At 49.7% G+C, this 19,170-nt stretch carries 14 protein-coding genes; 10 read left to right on the forward strand and 4 right to left on the reverse strand.

Annotated elements, in window-relative coordinates:
• Positions 1 to 66: 66 nt before the first annotated feature.
• From Mal48_RS10715 to Mal48_RS10750, 8 genes are all read left to right on the forward strand, one after another.
• Positions 67 to 1,308 (forward strand): hypothetical protein, encoded by a 1,242-nt coding sequence (locus tag Mal48_RS10715; RefSeq protein ID WP_145198805.1) that lies wholly within the window; start codon positions 67 to 69, stop codon positions 1,306 to 1,308.
• Positions 1,309 to 1,364: 56 nt separating this feature from the next.
• A complete protein-coding gene (locus tag Mal48_RS10720; protein WP_145198808.1) occupies positions 1,365 to 2,720 on the forward strand; it encodes an ABC transporter permease in 1,356 nt (451 codons plus the stop codon).
• A 73-nt stretch (positions 2,721 to 2,793) separates the two neighbouring features.
• Entirely contained in the window at positions 2,794 to 3,477 is a 684-nt protein-coding gene (locus Mal48_RS10725) for an ABC transporter ATP-binding protein (protein WP_145198811.1), read from the forward strand.
• Between the two features lie 509 nt (positions 3,478 to 3,986).
• A complete protein-coding gene (modA, locus tag Mal48_RS10730; protein ID WP_197442245.1) occupies positions 3,987 to 5,573 on the forward strand; it encodes a molybdate ABC transporter substrate-binding protein in 1,587 nt (528 codons plus the stop codon).
• Positions 5,570 to 6,493 (forward strand): ABC transporter permease, encoded by a 924-nt coding sequence (locus Mal48_RS10735; protein ID WP_231739988.1) that lies wholly within the window; start codon positions 5,570 to 5,572, stop codon positions 6,491 to 6,493. Before modA ends, Mal48_RS10735 begins: the two co-directional genes overlap by 4 nt.
• Positions 6,494 to 6,749: 256 nt before the next feature.
• A complete protein-coding gene (locus tag Mal48_RS10740) occupies positions 6,750 to 7,400 on the forward strand; it encodes an ATP-binding cassette domain-containing protein (RefSeq protein WP_145198817.1) in 651 nt (216 codons plus the stop codon).
• A 196-nt stretch (positions 7,401 to 7,596) separates the two neighbouring features.
• Positions 7,597 to 8,520, forward strand: coding sequence for a DUF58 domain-containing protein (locus Mal48_RS10745; RefSeq protein WP_197442246.1), 924 nt, complete (start codon positions 7,597 to 7,599; stop codon positions 8,518 to 8,520).
• 15 nt (positions 8,521 to 8,535) lie between these two features.
• On the forward strand, positions 8,536 to 10,656 hold the full coding sequence (locus tag Mal48_RS10750) for a BatA domain-containing protein (RefSeq protein WP_145198820.1): 2,121 nt from the start codon (positions 8,536 to 8,538) through the stop codon (positions 10,654 to 10,656).
• Between the two features lie 80 nt (positions 10,657 to 10,736).
• On the opposite strand, the gene Mal48_RS10755 is transcribed toward Mal48_RS10750, so the two are convergent.
• The 3 genes from Mal48_RS10755 to Mal48_RS10765 form a co-directional block, all read right to left on the reverse strand.
• Complete coding sequence (locus tag Mal48_RS10755) at positions 10,737 to 12,662, reverse strand: vWA domain-containing protein (protein ID WP_145198824.1); 1,926 nt, start codon at positions 12,660 to 12,662, stop codon at positions 10,737 to 10,739.
• A 238-nt stretch (positions 12,663 to 12,900) separates the two neighbouring features.
• Complete coding sequence (locus Mal48_RS10760) at positions 12,901 to 13,650, reverse strand: SDR family oxidoreductase (RefSeq protein ID WP_145198827.1); 750 nt, start codon at positions 13,648 to 13,650, stop codon at positions 12,901 to 12,903.
• A gap of 286 nt (positions 13,651 to 13,936) precedes the next feature.
• Positions 13,937 to 16,519, reverse strand: coding sequence for an MMPL family transporter (locus Mal48_RS10765; RefSeq protein WP_145198830.1), 2,583 nt, complete (start codon positions 16,517 to 16,519; stop codon positions 13,937 to 13,939).
• A 410-nt stretch (positions 16,520 to 16,929) separates the two neighbouring features.
• Here Mal48_RS10765 and Mal48_RS10770 point away from each other — a divergent pair, with 410 nt between their 5' ends.
• Both Mal48_RS10770 and moaA read left to right on the forward strand, forming a co-directional pair.
• Positions 16,930 to 17,259 carry a DUF971 domain-containing protein gene (locus Mal48_RS10770; protein WP_145198833.1) on the forward strand — a complete coding sequence of 110 codons (330 nt, stop codon included), beginning with the start codon at positions 16,930 to 16,932 and terminating at the stop codon, positions 17,257 to 17,259.
• Positions 17,256 to 18,260, forward strand: coding sequence for a GTP 3',8-cyclase MoaA (gene moaA, locus Mal48_RS10775; RefSeq protein ID WP_145198836.1), 1,005 nt, complete (start codon positions 17,256 to 17,258; stop codon positions 18,258 to 18,260). The genes Mal48_RS10770 and moaA overlap by 4 nt, the downstream gene beginning before the upstream one ends.
• A gap of 41 nt (positions 18,261 to 18,301) precedes the next feature.
• Here the strand turns inward: moaA and Mal48_RS10780 are convergent, their stop codons facing one another.
• Positions 18,302 to 18,976 (reverse strand): ubiquitin-conjugating enzyme E2, encoded by a 675-nt coding sequence (locus Mal48_RS10780; RefSeq protein WP_197442247.1) that lies wholly within the window; start codon positions 18,974 to 18,976, stop codon positions 18,302 to 18,304.
• Positions 18,977 to 19,170: the final 194 nt, after the last annotated feature.

The raw sequence follows: 19,170 nt of genomic DNA on the forward strand, positions 1-19,170 counted from the left end.
GATCGCCTACCATCAGTGAGAGATCTAACTCCCCGATCTACTCCTGCCCTCCTTAGGAAATCAGCCATGCGATTTCGAACGACCCTCGTCGCACTGATCTTAATAGTCTCGGCATCGATTGCGGCGGCCTGCTCTGTTCCTGTTTTTCGATATGCTCTTGAGCACTGGCAACCGGACTCATACGTGGCCTACGTCTTCCATAAGGGTGATCTTTCTAATGACCAACAGGCTGCAATCGAGTCACTGCAACCGGTCGGGCTCAATGACGTTCCGGCAGTAAATTTGGCTGTAAAAGTTGTCGACTTGAGTGAAACTCCCAGCCCAATGATACAAGGAATCCTCGACAAAACTCCCGCGGAAAGCTTCCCGTGGATGGTCGTTCAATCGCCTCCAAAAAACGGACCGCCACAAACTGTCTGGGAAGGTGCGTTCGGGAAAAAGTCGGCTGCGAAGCTTATCAATTCACCGATTCGAGAGACCATTAACCAACGGTTACTCAAAGAAGATTCAGTGGTCTGGGTGTTCCTGGAGAGTGGACTGAAAGATGTTGACGAGCCTGCTTTTGAGTTACTTAACAAAGAATTAACTCGACTTGAATCAGAACTTAAACTTCCGGAAATCGAAGACGAGGATCTCGGCGATCTCTCGGTCGATCCGGACGCCCTGAAGGTTTCGTTCTCGGCGGTCCGCGTCTCACGAGATAACCCTGAAGAAAAAATTCTGGTTGAAATGCTGTTGGGTGTTGAGCCAGATTTACGAGATTTGGAATACATGACTCAACCGATGGTCTTTCCAGTCTTTGGTCGCGGCCGAGCACTCTACGCAATTGTCGGACAAGGGATTGTGCCGGAAGTCATCGAAGAGGCAGCTCAGTTTTTGACAGGGGCTTGCCAATGCACCGTCAAAGCGGAAAACCCCGGCGTCGACTTAATCATGAATCTCGATTGGGACAAGCACGTCATCCCGACGGAAACACTCGACGAAAGTCTTCCTCCACTAGCAGGCTTCACTGGGTTCGGCCTCTCCGATACCGAGGAGGCGATGGAAGAAGCAAAGTCGAATGAACTTGCAGCTGCCGACTCCACCTCTGAAGGAACAGCAGCAGCCATGACATCCACCGAAACAACCGAGAAGTTGAATGATCCCTCTTCTCCTGAAAATAAGACTGAGAGTCACACTGCTGATGCATCAGCTTCAGCGGGACAAGTTTCATCAACAAGCATGGGAACAAACATCCTGATCGCGTTGGTCCTGCTTGTCATTGCAGTCGCAGTTGGTTCTGCAGTTCTTGCTCCACGTGCGAACTGATCTCAGCCGCAGTCAATCTTCACGATGAGAGTTCAACTCAATAAAGGACGCCCAGTATGATGACCGTTTGGCGGTTGGCCATCCGTGAAATCCAACATCGAAAGCTCAGCTTTGTGATGGGGGTAATCTCTGTGACAATTGCAGTTGGCTGCCTTGTCGGAGCACAAACACTTCTGCGTGCTGACCAGTATCTCACGCGAACGATGCTGCTCGAGAAACAAGCGAAAATTGAATCGGCGGTTGCAGAGAAAGAAGAAGCTGTCCAAAAGGCGGGCGCTGAACTTGAAGACGCCATGCGTAAGCACATGAAAGGACTCGGCTTCAACGTTCTGATTCTTCCCAAAGAACAATCCCGCTCGGACATGCTCCTAAACGGAATGACGGCCACCATGCCTGAGAGTTATGTTGAAAAACTGGCGTCCTCGAAAATCGTCACCGTAAACCATTTACTCCCTAGCGTCAGTCAGCGAATTCAATGGCCTGAGCGGGACCGCGAGATCATTCTCATTGGGACACGTGGCGAAGTACCGATCTTGCATCGCGGACTCAAGAAGCCACTTTTAGAAGAAGTCGCTGAAGGCAAAATCGTGTTGGGCTACGAGATTCATCAGGAACTCGGCCTGAAAGTGGGCGACAAAATCACGCTGAAGGAGAACGAATTTGTTGTTTCTGCTCTGCACCCCGAGCGCGGTTCGACTGATGACGTCACCGTGTGGGTGAATCTGGCGCAAGCTCAAGAAATGCTCGGCATGCAGAACCTCATCAATGCGATTCTCGCCCTCGAGTGTGACTGTGCCGGAGACCGCATTTCCGCAATACGCGAAGAAATCGCGGGGATATTACCGGGGACACAAGTCGTCGAGAAGTACTCGCAAGCACTGGCAAGAGCCGAAGCGAGAGCGAAAGCGAAAGAGTCAGCTGAAACCGCTCTCAAACAAGAACAGGAATCAGGAGCGGCGATCCTCGAACGTGAAAAGAATTCACGCAATCAGATTGAACAGCAACATGCGGGATTTGCAGCCGTTATGGTTCCGTTAGTGCTAGTCGGTTCTGTGGTCTTGATCTTCTTGCTGATGCTAATGAATGCCCGTCAGCGGACTGAAGAGGTAGGGATCTTGCGAGCGATCGGATTTAGGTCAAAGCAGATCTTGCTCGTTTTTCTATCAAAAGCAATGTTGATCGGACTCATTGGTGGAGCGGTTGGTCTCGGACTCGGTCTGTGGTTTGGCGGAGAACTGGGAGGAGTTTCAATGTCTTCGCCAGCATGGAGGGAGATTTTCGAGAACAACAGCCTGATCACAATCGTCATTTCCGCACCGATTCTCGCAATTTTCCTCACTGGTCTGGCGAGTTGGATTCCTGCACTGATGGCTGCCCGACAAGACCCTGCAACGGTCTTACAAAGTGGCTAGTTCCTATCGGGGCTCAAACTTCGTAGAGCGAATTGCACCTTCATTCACAAGACCATTCGAGACCGAAACAATCATGCTTCTGCAACTTCAGAATATCTCGAAAACTTATCAGGATGGCTCTTCGAGCGTCCAGGCCGTCGATGGAGTCTCCATGCAACTCGATGCAGGAGAATTCGTAGCTGTTCAAGGCCCCAGCGGATGTGGAAAGTCGACACTCTTATTGACAGCCGGTGGTCTATTAAAACCGACATCGGGGACCGTCACGATCGATGGTCAAGATCCCTATTCCATGACCGCAGATGAGCGGGCCAATTTTCGTGCTCGCACAATTGGGTTCGTTTTCCAACAGTTCCATCTCGTGCCTTACTTATCTGTTTACGAAAACATTCTGGCTCCTGGAATGGCCGTCAAAACAAAAGCAAACCCGGAACGGGCCCAGCAATTGATTGAACGTTTCGGACTCACCGATCGACAACACCATGTCCCTGCAAAACTCAGTAGCGGCGAACGGCAGCGTGTCGCGATGGCGCGTTCGCTGTTGAACGAACCGGAACTGATTCTTGCTGACGAACCGACAGGAAATCTGGACCATGAAAATGCAGAAATCCTGTTGCAATTCCTGGCAGAGTTCGCAAGCGAAGGTGGCGGCGTGTTACTTGTGACTCACGATGACCGAGCAGTCTCACATGCACAGAAAGCAATTCACATTCTCGATGGAAAACTGACTTCGCCAGCGACAGCAATGAATCCAGTCTAGAACCATTAAGAATTCCTCTGGAATAGCCGCTTCACTCAACGTGTGAGAGGGCTATGTCAGATTTCGCAATCAGTTCTAATTAATCGTGGCCTAACAAAAACTGAGCAACAAACTGTAAATCTAATGAATAACATCGACCACAGAATTCTTGCGAGCGTTTCCAGGAATCGCTCTTACAACTTGTACAACGAAGAGGGGGCACAGTGGTGAAGAATTCCCTCTGCGATTGAGGGACGAAAGTCTGGTTATCGAATCAATGTGAGACACGATTCGAAACATGATTCACACACCGGCTTCCCTCTTGCTGTCAAGGAAATTCGAACACTCTTCTTCCCACCTGAATCTTGACTATCAAAATGATCAATCACCCCTCTCGAATGAAGTCCGTTCGGGCATTTCGTGCCCGGAAAGAATTAGTTCTCTCAGGAAATACGTTGCACACGAAAAGGCAAAGTTCCCACAGCCATTCAAATCATCCTAATGAAAAAGTGAATGGGCGAGCCGGACGGGTGAACACTCTCTGGGTTCTTCTGCTCGGTGCCATAGGACTGATTGCATTTTTAGTTCTGATGTTAAAGCAAGGCCCACCGAAAACGAACAGTGGCAAGCAGCAGTTGGTAATGCATTGCGCCGCTGGATTACGTGTTCCTGTTGAAGAAATCGTCGCAGAGTATGAGAAAGAATACGGCGTTGTTGTCGAGTTACAATTCGGTGGATCGAACACCCTTCTGAATCAATTACAGGTGAATCATTTCTCAGATGCCGACTTGTATCTGGCGGCCGACGATTTCTACACAGACAAAGCAGTCGAACTCGAACTCGCAGCTGAAACACTTCCCATCGCACATCAACGCCCCGTTGTCGCCGTTCGTAAAGATTCGAAAAAGGTGATTGAAACGATTGAAGACTTACTGCAAGACGACATGTCCATCGCTCTTGGAAGTCCTGATCAGGCAGCCATTGGAAAAGCGATTCGCAAACAACTCGAAGCGATCGAAATCGATGGAACGAACCGGTGGGCTCAGCTTGAGAAACTTGTCACTGACAAAGGAGTCTTTAAGCCAACAGTCAATGAAATTGCTAACGATGTCAAACTCGGCGCCGTCGATGCCGCACTCGTCTGGGATTCCACAGTGATGATGCCGAAGTATCGTGATGAGTTAAAAGCGATACCACTTCCTGAACTCGATTCTGATCCAAATTTGATTAGCATCGCAGTACTGAATTCCACAACCGACCCCACAGCGGCTCTCAAGTTTGCTCGTTACCTGACGGCTCGTGACAAAGGATTGACGATTTTTGAGAAATATGGGACACGCCCAGTCGAAGGCGACGTCTGGGCTGAGTCCCCGGAAATTTCCTTCTTCTGCGGAGCAGTCAATCGTCGGGCTGTTGAAAAACTTCTGGACGAATTCCAGGCACGCGAAGGAATTCGCATCAACACCAAGTACAACGGTTGCGGGATCTTGACCTCAGAAATGAAAACGATTGAGAACCAGTCAACGGATCAAGGTTTTCCAGATGTGTACATGGCCTGTGATCGATACTACCTCGACAACGTTCGAGATTGGTTTCAAGACGACATCGATGTTTCTGATGTTGAGCTTGTCATTGTGGTCCCGAAAGGAAGCAAGAGCGTCAGTTCTCTTGCCGACTTGATCAAGCCGGGAATCCGGGTTGCACTTGGTCAGCCGGAGCAATGCACAATCGGGGCACTGACTCGTCGAATGCTTGAATCGGAAGGCCTGTATCAAAAAATCAAAGAGAAACAGGCCACCGAAGGCGAAGTCGTTGTTGAGAAAATCTCCTCGGCGTTACTGATTCCAGATGTGGTCGCAGGCCACGTTGATGCCTCAATCGCTTACATTACCGACGCCCTCCCAAACACAAAAGATGTGGATATCATCCGCGTAGAAACTACGCAGAATGTCGCTGTTCAGCCCTTCAGTATTGCCCGATCGAGTGATCACAAATACCTCTCACGTCGACTGTTCAAAAAAATTGCAGAGGCTGAAAAAGACTTCGAGTCTGCCGGATTCAATTTCCGACTGGACAATGGCAGCCAGAAACAACAACCGGAAAGCGACGCGTTATGACCGGCAGCGAGTCGCCAGCGGAACCTCCCAAAAACAATCACAACAACTCCACAACAACTCCACCGCGGGATGTTGGGCATGTTGTCTTGTCCAATCGAGTCTTTTACTGTTGCATGGCAATCATTGGCGGGGCCTATGTCATCCTCATTCTCGCCATGCTTCTTGCCGATGCGTGGTTTGTCATAGAAAAGACCGTCGACGCAGCCTCGGTTTCTTCCTCTCCCTGGAAGGCGATGTTTTATGACAACCCGGTCGTGACGGCGCTCGCTGATCGGAAAATTCAATACTCGATCTGGCTCAGCCTGGTTTCGTGTACACTTTCAGCGATCCTCTCCATCATCGCTGCCGTTCCGATTGGCTACTTACTTTCAAGACACAATTTTCCAGGCAAGCGTCTCCTCGACGCGATTCTCGATATTCCTATCGTCCTTCCTCCGCTAGTCGTGGGCTTAAGCTTGCTCATTCTGTTTCAGTTCTTTCCTTTCTCTCTCTTAGCAAGAGATGTTGTCTACCAGGTCCCGGCTGTCGTTCTCGCACAATTTTCTGTGGCCTGTGCATTCGCAGTTCGAACCATGAAGTCAACGTTTGACCATATTGATCCTCGTTGTGAGCAAGTTGCCGTTGCACTTGGAAGTTCACGTTCACAAGCGTTCGGCATGGTTGTCCTCCCTGAAGCAACACATGGAATGATCACAGCATTCACATTGGCCTGGGCACGTTCGCTTGGTGAGTTCGGACCGTTGCTCATTTTCGCTGGGGCGACTCGCTTGAAAACAGAGGTCCTCTCAACCACCGTCTTTCTGGAAATGAATGTCGGGAATATCGAAGCAGCCGTTGCAGTCTCTCTCATTATGGTCGCCGCAGCCGTGACTGTTCTGGTCATCACAAGAATCTGGGGAACTCGCGAAACACTCTTATGACTGAAATAGAGCAAATCCATAATGGTCTACAATATTGCTCTACATCTCCTGTCCACGTTGCGAGCCATCTATAATTTCATGAAATCAAACTTCACCTGCACTGTCAGCATTCATAATCACTCAGATATCCCAGAGAAATGGTGTACGCGTTCAGTTTCGTAGAGAGAAGCGATTCATCACATAAACTGAACGTGAAGATGAAGAAGAACATGAAAAAGCACTCTTCACGGCACTGCAACCACAAAGTGTTCTCGCTATGAAAATTTCTCTAGAAAACGTCTGTATCCAATCTGGGCAGTTTCGCCTTGAAAACATCTCGCTGGTGATTCCATCAGCTGCATACGCTGTGCTGATGGGAAAAACTGGATCAGGAAAAACGACGGTTCTGGAAAGCTTAATCGGTTTGAGAAAGGTTTCTTCAGGCACAATTCGAATTGATGACCGAGATGTCACTCAACTCAACCCTGCACTTCGCGGAATTGGCTATGTCCCCCAAGACGGAGCTCTCTTCTCGAAAATGTCTGTTCAGGACCACTTGGCGTTCGCCCTCCAAATTCGCCGGGCAGGAAAAAAAGAGATTGCAGATCGCGTCGAAGAACTTTCGACTTTGCTCGGAATCACTCATCTTCTGAAACGGACACCAACCGGCTTGAGCGGTGGAGAAGCTCAGCGAGTTGCACTAGGTCGCGCGCTCTCATTTCGTCCCTCTGTCCTCTGTCTCGACGAACCGCTCTCCGCACTCGATAGCGCTACTCGGCACCAAATGTGCGACTTACTCGAAACGATTCAAAAGCAAACACATGTGACAACAGTTCACGTGACGCACAACCCGGAAGAAGCAAAGTCGCTAGCAAGCTGCCTCATCAAACTTCAAGATGGCAAGGCAATCCTCGAAGATCTCTCGTAACTCGAAAACCGTCATTGAATCTTTGAGAAGGATTCTGAACGGACGGAGGCGCCCCTGACGTAAGCCCCACACCCCACGCCGACTCCCATAGCTGCGGAGATGGCCAAAAAAAATCTGGCATTCAGCGTGAGGGTTTGCTGTTTCTGTTGTTTTACATGTATGATCTCAGTGTCTTTGAACGTACTCGCGAGGTCACATGTCTGAGCCTCTTGCCTATCCGCCGCCGTCGTATATCGATCCGCATTCATTAATGCAGATCAAGTCATTCGAGTTGCGTGCCAAGTCTGTTGTTGAAGGTTTTTTCACGGGACTTCACCGGAGCCCGTATCACGGTTTTTCTGTGGAGTTCACAGAGTATCGACAATACAGTTCTGGTGACGATTTGCGTTACCTCGACTGGAAACTGTTTGCCAGATCGGACCGTTACTACATTAAGCGGTTCGAAGATGAGACAAACCTCCGATGCCATATCCTGGTCGACAATAGTCGGTCGATGTCATTTGGTTCTCTTGGCTACACAAAAGAAGACTATGCGAAAACACTCGCAGCCACCCTGGCTTATTTTCTCACAACTCAGCGCGACGCCGTGGGTCTGCTTCGTTTTTCTGAAGGTGTCGATGAATTCATCCCGGCACGGTATCGCGTTGGGCAACTGCGGAGAGTTCTCGTCAGTCTCGAAAACTCGACTGCAGGAACATCTTCGGGAATTCTTCCAGCTTTGGAAGAAGCTGCCGAGCGTGTTCGCAAGCGTGGTCTGTTCGTGATTCTTTCTGACTTCTTAACGGACGTCGATCAGCTCCAATCGCGATTGGGTTACTTAAGATCTGGAGGGAACGAAGTCGCTGTCTTCCAATTGCTAGACCCAGCGGAAGTAAATTTTGATTATGATGCTCCTGCAATGTTTCAAGATGCAGAAACAGGTCGAGAGATTTATATCGACCCGAAATCTGCACGTGACCAGTACCAGAAAAAACTGCAAAATCATCTACGGAACGTTGAAGAGATCTGCGAACGGCTGGGGATTCATGTGTCTCGCTTAACGACTGACATGCCATTGGAGAACTCTCTTTTGACTTTTCTGCAAACCCGCCTGCGCGTTACACAAACTCGGCGTCAATAATTTTCTGGAACAGACATGTCGTTTTTGACACCACTCTATCTGCTGGCTGGCTTGGCGGTCGGGCTTCCAGTCCTGTTTCACCTCATTCGAAGAACTCCGAAGGGGCGACAGGTTTTCAGTAGTTTGATGTTCCTGCAACCGTCCCCTCCTCGTGTCACCAAGCGGAGTCGAATTGAAGATTGGCTGTTGCTCATCCTGCGAGCACTCGCAGTCTGCTTACTTGCGATCGCATTCGCACGCCCTTTTTTGCGAAGTCAAGATTCGCTCGACGGCGAAAAAGCACCGGGCCGACGCATCGTCTTACTTATCGACACCTCCGCCAGCATGCTTCGACCAAAATTCTGGGAAACCGCTCTCGAGAATGTTGAGAACGTCGTCGACAATCTCAAACAGTCAGACTCATTGAGTCTCCTGAGCTTCAACACCGAAATCACGCAAGAGATCAGCTTCAAAGACTGGCAAGCACTCGCTCCCGATGTCAGAAAATCAGCGATCCTGGAGCAGGTGAACCAACTCGCTCCGGGATCATTCGGTACTGAACTCGGAACTGCCATGCTCACGGCTGCGGATCTACTAGACGAGTCTGTCGATGAAAAAGTGACCGAACAAAAGTTGATGGTCATCTCAGATTTTCAAACCGGTAGTCATTGGGAAACACTCAACGGATACGAATGGCCGGAAAATGTCAGTGTGGAAATTTTGAATGTCGACAAGAATGAATCACCGACGAACGCATCCGTCCAATTGATCGCGAATGAATCAACCACTGATGATTCGGTTCGCTTGCGAGTCAATAATACGACTGAAGCAGAGCAGGAACAGTTTAAGATTGCGTGGCTGGACGAATTCTCGGGTACATCGAAAGACTCCCAAAGCCTCGACAACTCAGTGAGTGTTTATGTTCCGCCTGGTCAAAGTAAAGTCATTCGTGCTCCAAAACGACCATCGCAAGTGGTCCCTCAACGACTGGTCATTTCTGGTGATCAACAAGACTTCGACAACACCTGCTATGTTGCGCGTCGCGATCCGTGGGAGGTCAACATTGTTTACATCGGAGAAGACAATGCAACAGGCCCGGATTCATTGCGATTCTTTCTGCAACCGGTCTTCCCCAGCACGGCGACAAGAAACGTGACCATCCATGACTGGGCTCCCGACACTGACACGCCACCTGTTGCTGGCGAAAAATTGACGCTTTTGATCATTGGAGGAACCCCGAGCAAAGAACAGATTGACTGGTCGAAAAAATGGCTTGCTGATGGAGGACAGGTTTTATTTGTGGCATCGACTCAAAAGCAGTCCGTGGGACTCTATGACTTGGCTGAGCTCACAGCAGAATCGCCCACTGAAGCGGATGTTGTTGACTATACAATGTTGAATTCCGTCGACTTCACTCACCCGGTTCTCACCCCGTTTGACGACCCACGCTTCGCGGACTTTTCAAAGCTCCGGTTCTGGAAGCATCGAGAATTTGACTTGAAGAATTTCTCCGAACATCAGGTACTCGCTTCTTTCGAAAACGGCTCACCAGCGATCTTTGAACTCAAGGTGGGGAGCGGGCAGTTAGTCGTGTTCGCCTCCGGATGGAATCGGAGCGACAGTGATCTCGCAGTCTGGAGCAAGTTCGTTCCCATGATGAACGGCCTTTTGGAATACCTTGGAGGCCAACGGAGCTTTCGACCTGTCTATTTCGCAGGAAACAAAATCACCCTGCAAGAATTCGGTTTCATCGAAGAGAAGGTTGTTCTGAAGTCGCCATCCGGCGAAATCTCATCTCTCAGCAACGAAGAGCCTCTTCAATTGAAGCATCCGGGAATCTATTCCATCGGAACTTCAGAAGAGAATCTTTCGAGTCCTGACGCTGTCCGCTTCGCAGTAAATCTGCCACCAGATGAATCAAAAACAGATCCTCTTTCAATGGATTTACTGAGTGCCGCAGGCGTCCCGATCAAAAATGTCACATCACTTTCAAACAGCCCGTCCCCCGACAAAGTGACGGAACGCCAGTTGATGAACCGGGAACTCGAATCGAAACAACAACTCTGGAAGTGGTTACTCGTCGCTGCGATTTGTGTGCTGTTTTTCGAAACAGCCCTTGCTGGCTGGAAGCAACGCCAGCCTCAACCTGCCACATAACGCTTGGCAAAGTTACTCCTCTTTACCGACGCAATTTTGAAACGCCCGAGCAAGAATCTCCTGCAGCGAACTTGATTCGATCAACAGGAGATGTTTCGTAGCGTTGCAATCCCATACGATACCCCAACAATCACGACCAGCGTGACAAATTTCCCAGCATCAAACGAGCCAGAAAGTCTCCCGAATTGCTCCCAACTTGTTGCTGCTGGTTCATAATCGATGTAGGAGACTCCGTCTGTCGTTGAGTGAATTCCTGCTTCATCAGCATGTGGGCGATGGACCATTTGTTCGGCGAGAGAGACAAGATTTAGAAATTCGATCCGATAACCTTTCTTGTCTTGTCCGAGAGCAGATTGAGACCAGTTCCGAACATCATCCCAGCCGAGGTGCTCAGCAAATTCTGAGTCTCGCAGAATCATCCCAAAAGTTGCCACTGCTGCCGCGAAGCGAAAATCAGCGCTGGCTTTTTCGAATCGGCGTGTGCTGTTTACGACTGTGTGTGTGAACTCTTTCCCATGGTCTTCGCTGGGGAGTTTATAACGCAACCGCACAGTCAACAGTTCATCTCCATGCTTTTCAACAGGAATACGTTTGGGTTGTTGATACCGTAATTCAGGAACCTGTGAATCTGGGCCAGAAACTCCAACCGGAACGACTTCATAAAGCGCGGTCACAGAGTGACCAGCTCCAATCTCTCCGGCATCTTTGTGGTCGTCACGAAAATCACGTGCAGCGAGCGTTCGGTTTTCGTATCCAATCAATCGATAGGAAGCGACATGAGCCGGGTTAAATTCGACTTGAATTTTGACATCCTTGGCGATGGTCTCCAAAGTGCTTGACATCTGATCGATGAGCACCTTGCGTGCTTCTGAGTAGGAATCGATATAGGCATAATGCCCGTTTCCGTGATCCGCAAGTTTTTCTGCGATGGCGTCTTGATAATTTCCGGTTCCGAATCCCAACACGCTTAGGAAAACCCCCGACTTAGCTTCACGCGAAATCAATTTCACAAGGTCACTTTCGTTGGTGATCCCAGCATTAAAATCGCCGTCCGAACAAAGTATCACACGGTTGGTGCCGTATTTGACAAACTGCTGTCGCGCCACTTGATAAGCAGTTTGTAGTCCAGCAGACCCATTCGTCGAACCACCTGCATGAAGACCGTCGATGGCTTGCGAGATGAGATGTTGTCGATTGGCTGGAGTTGGTGACAGCACAATCTGGACTCCGCTGGCATAGGTCACAATGGCAACTCGGTCACGTTCATTGAGTTCTTCCAGCAAGCGATGCAGCGAACGTTTCACGAGTGGAAGTTTGTTCTCAGGTCGCATTGATCCAGAAATGTCGACCAGAAAAACAAGATTTGCAGATTGCCGTTCCGCTTTTTCAACAACTTGCCCTTTCAGCCCGATGCGAACGAGTTGCCGTTGACGATCCCAGGGGCAATTCGCCACTTCGGTATTCACAGAGAACGGGCGGCCATCTTTGGGAGGTTGATATTCATAAGAAAAATAATTGATCAATTCTTCAATCCGGACAGCATTCGCTGGTGGCAACTGCCCACTCTCTAAAAACCGGCGAACATTTGAGTACGATGCAGTATCGACATCAATTGAAAAGGTGGAAAGCGGACGCTGAACAACGGATTGAAATCCAGTCTCCGTGATCTCTGCATACTTCTCGCCTGAAGTGTCGACAGCAGGACGAGTGACAGGTTGCCGGATGACCGACAATTCAGTGATATTCTCACTGACATGTTTCGATTCATCACGTGCTGCAGGAATCGATTCTGATGACGGGTGAGGTGAGATGTGAGCGGGACTCGCTGCAGCGTCAGAGTGATCCTCTTCCGGCCTTTCACTTACGAATTGATCAGCCGCGTAGCCCGTATCGTGGGGTTCCAGAGACTGCCCATTGTGGAGTTGCGGGGAAGCTGACTCGTCCCCACATCCGACAAGTAGAAACGGAAGAAGAACGAAAACGAAAGCTTGAATGCGCAGCGACATACCTTCATCTCCCAAACGGGTGACCGAGATCGATTCGTGATGACGACAGAATTGAGGCGTAGAAATTCAGCGGGTCCGCAACACAGGCGATCACCTGGTGCAGATTTTCATAAACCAGCGAAACTCATTAACAGCCCCGTTGGTCTCATTAAGATAGAGAGACTCACCGCCTGAATAATTCCCAGAAATTTGAGACTTTTCAATTTCAATCGACAGCAGTAGAGTGAATCGAAGGTTGTTATCCTCGCCCAACAAGCGGCATTCCGGTTGCCATGACAGTCATTGTGGGGACGTTCGCCCCCAAGGGGAGTCCAGCCATGTAAACGATTGCATCGGCGATATGTTGGACATTGATGGTCGGTTCGCTGGCTATGGAACCGTCCGCTTGAGGAACTCCTTGAGACATTCTTTCGGTCATCTCTGTGGCTGCGTTGCCGATATCGATTTGTCCACAGGCAATGTCGAACGACCGACCATCAAGCGCGGTCGATTTCGTTAATCCGGTGATGGCGTGCTTCGTGGCTGTATATGGAGCGGAGAAAGGTCTCGGAACGTAAGCAGAGACCGAACCATTATTAATGATTCTCCCCCCACGAGGACTTTGTTTCTTCATGATCCGAAACGCTTGCTGAGTACACAAAAACGCTCCTGTCAGGTTCACATCCACCACGGATTGCCAGTCTTCAAATGATAATTCCTCCATCGGAACGGCGGGGGCACCCTTCCCGGCATTGTTGAACAAAAGGTCAAGACGCCCAAATTCAGATTCGACTCGCCCAAACAATCTCTGGACTTCATCAGGTTTGGCGATATCAGCAGTGATTGAAAGAGTTCGCGATTTCGCCTCACCGGCGCGGCGTGCGCTCTCCTTCAGTGCCTCTGCACGGCGACCGACCAAGACAACATGAAATTCGTTCTCAAGCAAAGCCAAGGCGGCAGCACGGCCAATCCCTGATCCGGCACCAGTCACGACTGCAACCCGTTTCATTTCGACATCCCCAATTCCATTCCAGTTCGAATACCAACACTGACAAGCACGCGAACCTAACTGATGCAGAGACGAAAAGTCAATTCGCGGGAATTCGGACCGGCTCGAATTCGATTGTTAAAAAGATCGTTTTCTAGAGCATGTTCAAGTCATGACGTGACTATGAAGATCACTACCATGGATTCAGAATCTGCTCGTCGCAAGGCAGAACTTACAGACCGATATCGAATTTTCTCCAAATAAGCTCTTCCAAGACTTCTGGAATCGTGATCTCAATTCTGGTTCTTCATAGTGAATCATTTTCTTCGTGCGGCGGCTCAAGCTGTTGATTGAAGTTTGTTGACTCTTCGACTTGGCAAGCTCCCAGCCATTTCCCGAAAGGTCCGAATTGGCCTCGGTTCACCAAGATTAACCATGCAGGAACCAGAATTGGACGGATCACGAATGTATCGAGAAGAATTCCGAACGCGAGTGCAAATCCGAGTTGGACCATGCCGAGTAAAGATCCAAACATCATGGTGGCAAAGGTGCCAGCCATAATCAGCCCACAACTTGAAATAATGCTACCCGTTCGAGTCAGAGCTGAGAGAATTCCGTCCACCGGAGCGCGCCGCTTTTGATCTTCAGCGACACGAGACATCAACAAAATATTGTAGTCTTCCCCCATTGCGATAAGGAAAGTGAACAGGTAAATCGGAACCTTCCAATCGATCTCGGTGACGTCTGAGGAGCCTTGCAAGGAAAAGAAGAGGAACGTCACCCCCAGGGAAACAAAATAGCTGAAAACAACTGTGGCGATCAGGTAAGCACAGACCGCTGGTTGCCGTAGCAGAGCTACCAGCATGAGATAAACAGAGATGGCAACAAGAAGATGGATGAGCATCCTGTCACGGTCTGTCGACGACTTGAGGTCACGAATCAAGGAGGTTGGCCCGAGCGAAAGAACCTCCGCAGAACCGCGCAGCGGTTCTGGAATGGAGGCCCTGACAAGTTCCTCGATTTCGCTGAGCTTTTGAAGAGAAATTCGCTCAAACGGATCGGTGCTCAAGACAAAGTCTAACCGTACGACTTGTCCCGCATGTTGCCCCCGAATACTTGTGTACGTCCGATGCGAGAAGGTCCTGCGTGCGTTTGTTTCAGAAAATGAAGATGAGAGTGAATCGAGATATTCCTTCGCTCGAAACCCTTTCCCGAGCGGATCGGTCTGGTTTCGAACATCGGCGATGTGAAAATTCGCCTGATCCAATTCTCCGATCGCCGTATTCAAATGATCTGTCATCTGTTGACTCAACCGTTCGGCGGTCCGAACATCTGACAGGTTGTCTCCCTGAAATTGCTTCTCTAATTCTTCCAGATTGAATTGAACAAGGACCACAACAGGACCAGTGATCCCAGTCGGAAAGTGAGCTTGAATTGCTCGGGCTCCGTCGACGCTTGTCACATCGTCAGGAAGATCGGTAATTAATCCATAGCTCAAATCGCCCTGTTTGGAGAAACCGTAGATTGCAAACGGGAGCATGATGAAAATCGTACAGAGAAAGATTCGACCAGGAAACTTCCTCAAGAAGCCAGCGGTGAAGTTCCAAAATTCATCGAGCCATCTTTGCTCACGAATTTTTTTCCAGACATTAGTCGAAGGAAGCCATACATCCTCTTGCTGAGGACGCTCTTTGCGAATGTCCGGCCAAAATGCCCAGTGTCGCAACAACAACAGTAAAGCTGGTGCAAATGTAACAGCAAAGCAGACTGCAACCAGCAAACCAATGGCGATGGCGATTCCGGCTTGGCGAAATTTCCCAAATTCCGCAAACGTCATCATCCCGATCCCGATGATGCTCGTTCCGGCACTGGTCGCTAAAGCAGCCCCGATTTTGCGAATGGAACGGACGATCGCATCCGGATAAGACTGGCCTTCGATCAACTCTTCTTTATAACGTGCGATGAGAAACAGGCAGTAATCGACGCCTGCTCCGTACACGACCACTGTGACATAAACCTCCAGCCCGTTGAACAGCCCAATCCATCCTAAATCCGCCAGATGCGTCAACAGCGCCATGCTGAATTCAACGGCCAAACCGACCGTGATAATCGGGACCATGGCGAGTAGAGGAGCGCGGTAGAGAAGAAGTAATAAGACGACAATCAAAAAACGGGTTGCCATCTTCGTTCGTTCCGCACTTTCCCTTTCTGCTCGAAGCAGGTCACGACCGACCGTTGCCGATCCGCTCACTGCGATGGCCAATCCAACCGGTTTTGAACGCATCAACTCTGAAGAGGTTAATAGCTTCTCGACGCGATCAACGACCAAGCCGTTCTGACGATCCAGAAATTCCGTTTTAAGTTCGAGAACGACAAGCTCTGCACGATTGTCGAGGCTTTTCAAAAAGAAACCGATGCGATTGTCGTTCGGCGTGGTGATTTTGCGAACAACACGTTCTGGCTCAGGGATCTTCGTGTTTGTTTGGGCGGAATCGACTGCATCGCTGAATGGTGTCGATTCACGTATTGATTCGAGACGGGGTACGAGGCGTTCACTTAAGAAGTAGCGATCAGCATTCGAGAGCCCTTCCGGTCGATTCTCACGAAAGAGAACGACAACGATGTTACTTCCAAGTGGGTCACGCTGAACTGAAGTCCCAACATTGGTATTAGAATCGAATCGCGTTCCATCGGTGGGAGGGAATGCATCTCGAAACAGTCGCTGCGCCCGTCGACTTGGTGAACTCTCCGGAAGAAACGCAAACTCCCCATCTTGCCAGACGTCTAACGTCGCCGGAGCGGTCAAGATTGCGGAAAACGCAACGATGAGCCAAGCTCCAATTGTGAAGATTGGCGCGTAAGAGACATATTCTCCGATGCGACGATACATAAATCGAGTGATTTCTTACGACTCATTCCGTAAGATGAGTGTTCAGGGGATGACACGACACATGATGATACAATTCGCGGGTCGTTTTGTCCGCTCTCTCACGCAGCGTAGGAATTGTGTTAGATTAGACTGGGTTAGAATTGACTCTGTCAGACTAGAACCAGTCCGAAAACTTCTGGAATCGCCGCTTTTCTTTACATTTGAGAGAGCAATTTTAAGTTTCAGGATCAGTTCTAAACAATTTCCACTAACACTGCGGACACGATAGACTCCTCATAGAGAACGTAACGGGGGCAGGCCCAAGGGTCAATGACCGGGAAGCGAGCAGCTCTCTGTGATTGATTGATCAACATCCGAACCCGGATAACTCCCCATCCCAATCCACATCATTCAGAACGACTGAGAGTATTATGGCGTTTGCGCCTGAAAAAATTCGTGCCCTTCGTGAAGAAGGTGTTTTCGAGATTGTCTGGAACGAAAAGCGAACGAGCCGTTATCCGTTCAAGTTCTTAAGATGCGAGTGCCCTTGTGCTGCCTGTGTGAATGAGTTTACGGGGGAGCGCATGCTCGATCCGGCCACAGTTCCTGAGGACATCGACCCGACTGAAGTCGGTTTCAGTGGGAATTATGCCCTGAAGATCAAATGGTCCGACGGACACCATACCGGGCTGTATTCCTGGGATCATCTTGAACGATTGGCAAATCATCTTGAGAAAGTGAATACAGGACCAGTTGAATGACTGCGCCAGAATTGCCACTCATCGATGGCTTCGGCCGCTTGCATAACAACTTGCGAATCAGCGTGACCGATCGCTGCAACATTCGTTGTTTTTATTGTATGCCTGCGGACAACGTGCAGTTTATGCATCGGGACAAGTTGCTGACCTTCGAAGAGATTGTCCGGTTCGTACGATTAATGGTTCCAATGGGAATCAACAAGCTCCGGCTGACCGGTGGCGAGCCGCTTGTGCGTAAGGATCTGGCCGACCTTGTGGCGATGTTGTCGGAGATTTCCGGGATCAAAGATATCGGGATCACAACAAATGGAATTCTTCTCGCTGATCAGGCGCAGGATCTCTACGACGCTGGGCTGCGTCGATTGAACGTGAGTTTAGATGCGCTCGATCCTGTAAAGTTTCAGGAAATCACTCGACGAGAAGGTTACGAGCAAGTCCTGGAAGGGATTGAAGTTGCCAAGCGGGTCGGCTTCGATCCAATCAAAATCAATGCCGTCTCAATCCGTGGAATCACCGAGTCGGAAATTGTCCCGTTTGGAAAATTCGCCCGGGAATCCGGATGCGAAATTCGCTTCATTGAATACATGCCGCTCGATGCCGATGCAGCTTGGGAACGTGAAAAAGTTCTCTTCTCCTCTGAGATCATTCAGACTCTCTCGAAAGAAGTGATGCCGCTGGTGCCTGTTGGAAATCCCGATCCCCGCGCCCCTTCTACGGACTATCAGTTTAAAGATGGGCATGGCCGAGTCGGTTTTATTCCTTCAGTGAGCCAACCGTTTTGTGAACAGTGCAATCGTTTCCGTCTAACAGCTGACGGCAAAATTCGAAACTGCCTGTTTAGCCTTGAAGAGACAGACATTAAGCAACTTTTGCGGGGTGATGCTCTCGATGACGAGATCGTGACCGCCGTTCGAGAGAGCATTCAAGCGAAGTGGGCCGGACACCATATCAATGCCGCAGACTTCGTTCAGCCGAAACGCCCGATGCATTCCATCGGCGGTTAACTCGCCCGCTTGAAGTTCGCGTCGGTCGTCTCCGTCCACTCTCAGAGCTTCACAAGAAATATTTTCTTACACTTCTTGCATTGAACTTTTTTTCCGTCTGCACTTCGTCGAACAGTGTATGTTGATTTGCACTCAGGGCACGTCAATTTGACAGAATCAGGGATTGGGTCGATGATTGGGACGTTCAGGGATGGAGTCGTTTTCGCCTGTGGTTTCGGAATAGATTCACGAGACTCATTCTCCTCTTGCGGTTGAACGAAGGCGTGCATGTCGATTTCATCCATTGGAATCTGGTCGATATGCTTGTTCACCCACTCCACTGCATCCCGCTGATTTGCAGAATCGAGATGATATCTCTGAAAAGCGAGCATCTCTCCGACCCGGATGACAACAGACTGGAGCGACGTCTCAGTCGTCCAATGCTCTTCTAGATAGATCGACTTGTCATCGATGTTTGGGTGAAAAACTGGAGTGAGCATCGAGACTCTGGGCGGCGTGCTGGGATAGTTTCCAGGAAGAACGATCTCAACAAGATGGTTCTTCTTGATTTTCACCTCTGTTCCCGATTTCACCAAGCTGCTGATCCGGTACTCTATTTCGTATCGTTCTGGTGGCGAACCTTCGACCTGAACAATACGAACGCGCGGGTGCAGGCGAGCGTACTCCTCGATCTCCGCGTAATCTGAGGCCAATCGGTCCTGTCGAACTGTACTCATAGCTTTCCTGTCTCGAATCTTCGCTCCATCGAGTCGCAGAGAAGAATTTGCGACTGTACATACAGAATACGCGAATTGGCAGCACAGACAAACTGCCAACAGGCTTGAATCGTGATGATTCTTCATTCAAGTCGGATTGTGTCGCTCTGTTGACTTCTGGAATCATCAACAGGCCCCAATGCATCGAAGCTGCT

The sequence above is a fragment of the Thalassoglobus polymorphus genome (assembly GCF_007744255.1).
Lineage (GTDB): Bacteria > Planctomycetota > Planctomycetia > Planctomycetales > Planctomycetaceae > Thalassoglobus > Thalassoglobus polymorphus.

Excerpts from the sequence above, each read along its gene's own strand:
- Mal48_RS10765 (WP_145198830.1), bottom strand. The coding sequence starts at position 16,519 with ATGTATCGTCGCATCGGAGAATATGTCTCTTACGCGCCAATCTTCACA.
- Mal48_RS10745 (WP_197442246.1), top strand. The coding sequence starts at position 7,597 with ATGTCTGAGCCTCTTGCCTATCCGCCGCCGTCGTATATCGATCCGCAT.
- Mal48_RS10725 (WP_145198811.1), top strand. The coding sequence starts at position 2,794 with ATGCTTCTGCAACTTCAGAATATCTCGAAAACTTATCAGGATGGCTCT.
- Mal48_RS10740 (WP_145198817.1), top strand. The coding sequence starts at position 6,750 with ATGAAAATTTCTCTAGAAAACGTCTGTATCCAATCTGGGCAGTTTCGC.
- moaA (WP_145198836.1), top strand. The coding sequence starts at position 17,256 with ATGACTGCGCCAGAATTGCCACTCATCGATGGCTTCGGCCGCTTGCAT.
- Mal48_RS10720 (WP_145198808.1), top strand. The coding sequence starts at position 1,365 with ATGATGACCGTTTGGCGGTTGGCCATCCGTGAAATCCAACATCGAAAG.
- Mal48_RS10755 (WP_145198824.1), bottom strand. The coding sequence starts at position 12,662 with ATGTCGCTGCGCATTCAAGCTTTCGTTTTCGTTCTTCTTCCGTTTCTA.
- Mal48_RS10750 (WP_145198820.1), top strand. The coding sequence starts at position 8,536 with ATGTCGTTTTTGACACCACTCTATCTGCTGGCTGGCTTGGCGGTCGGG.
- Mal48_RS10715 (WP_145198805.1), top strand. The coding sequence starts at position 67 with ATGCGATTTCGAACGACCCTCGTCGCACTGATCTTAATAGTCTCGGCA.
- Mal48_RS10770 (WP_145198833.1), top strand. The coding sequence starts at position 16,930 with ATGGCGTTTGCGCCTGAAAAAATTCGTGCCCTTCGTGAAGAAGGTGTT.
- Mal48_RS10735 (WP_231739988.1), top strand. The coding sequence starts at position 5,570 with ATGACCGGCAGCGAGTCGCCAGCGGAACCTCCCAAAAACAATCACAAC.
- Mal48_RS10780 (WP_197442247.1), bottom strand. The coding sequence starts at position 18,976 with ATGAGTACAGTTCGACAGGACCGATTGGCCTCAGATTACGCGGAGATC.
- Mal48_RS10760 (WP_145198827.1), bottom strand. The coding sequence starts at position 13,650 with ATGAAACGGGTTGCAGTCGTGACTGGTGCCGGATCAGGGATTGGCCGT.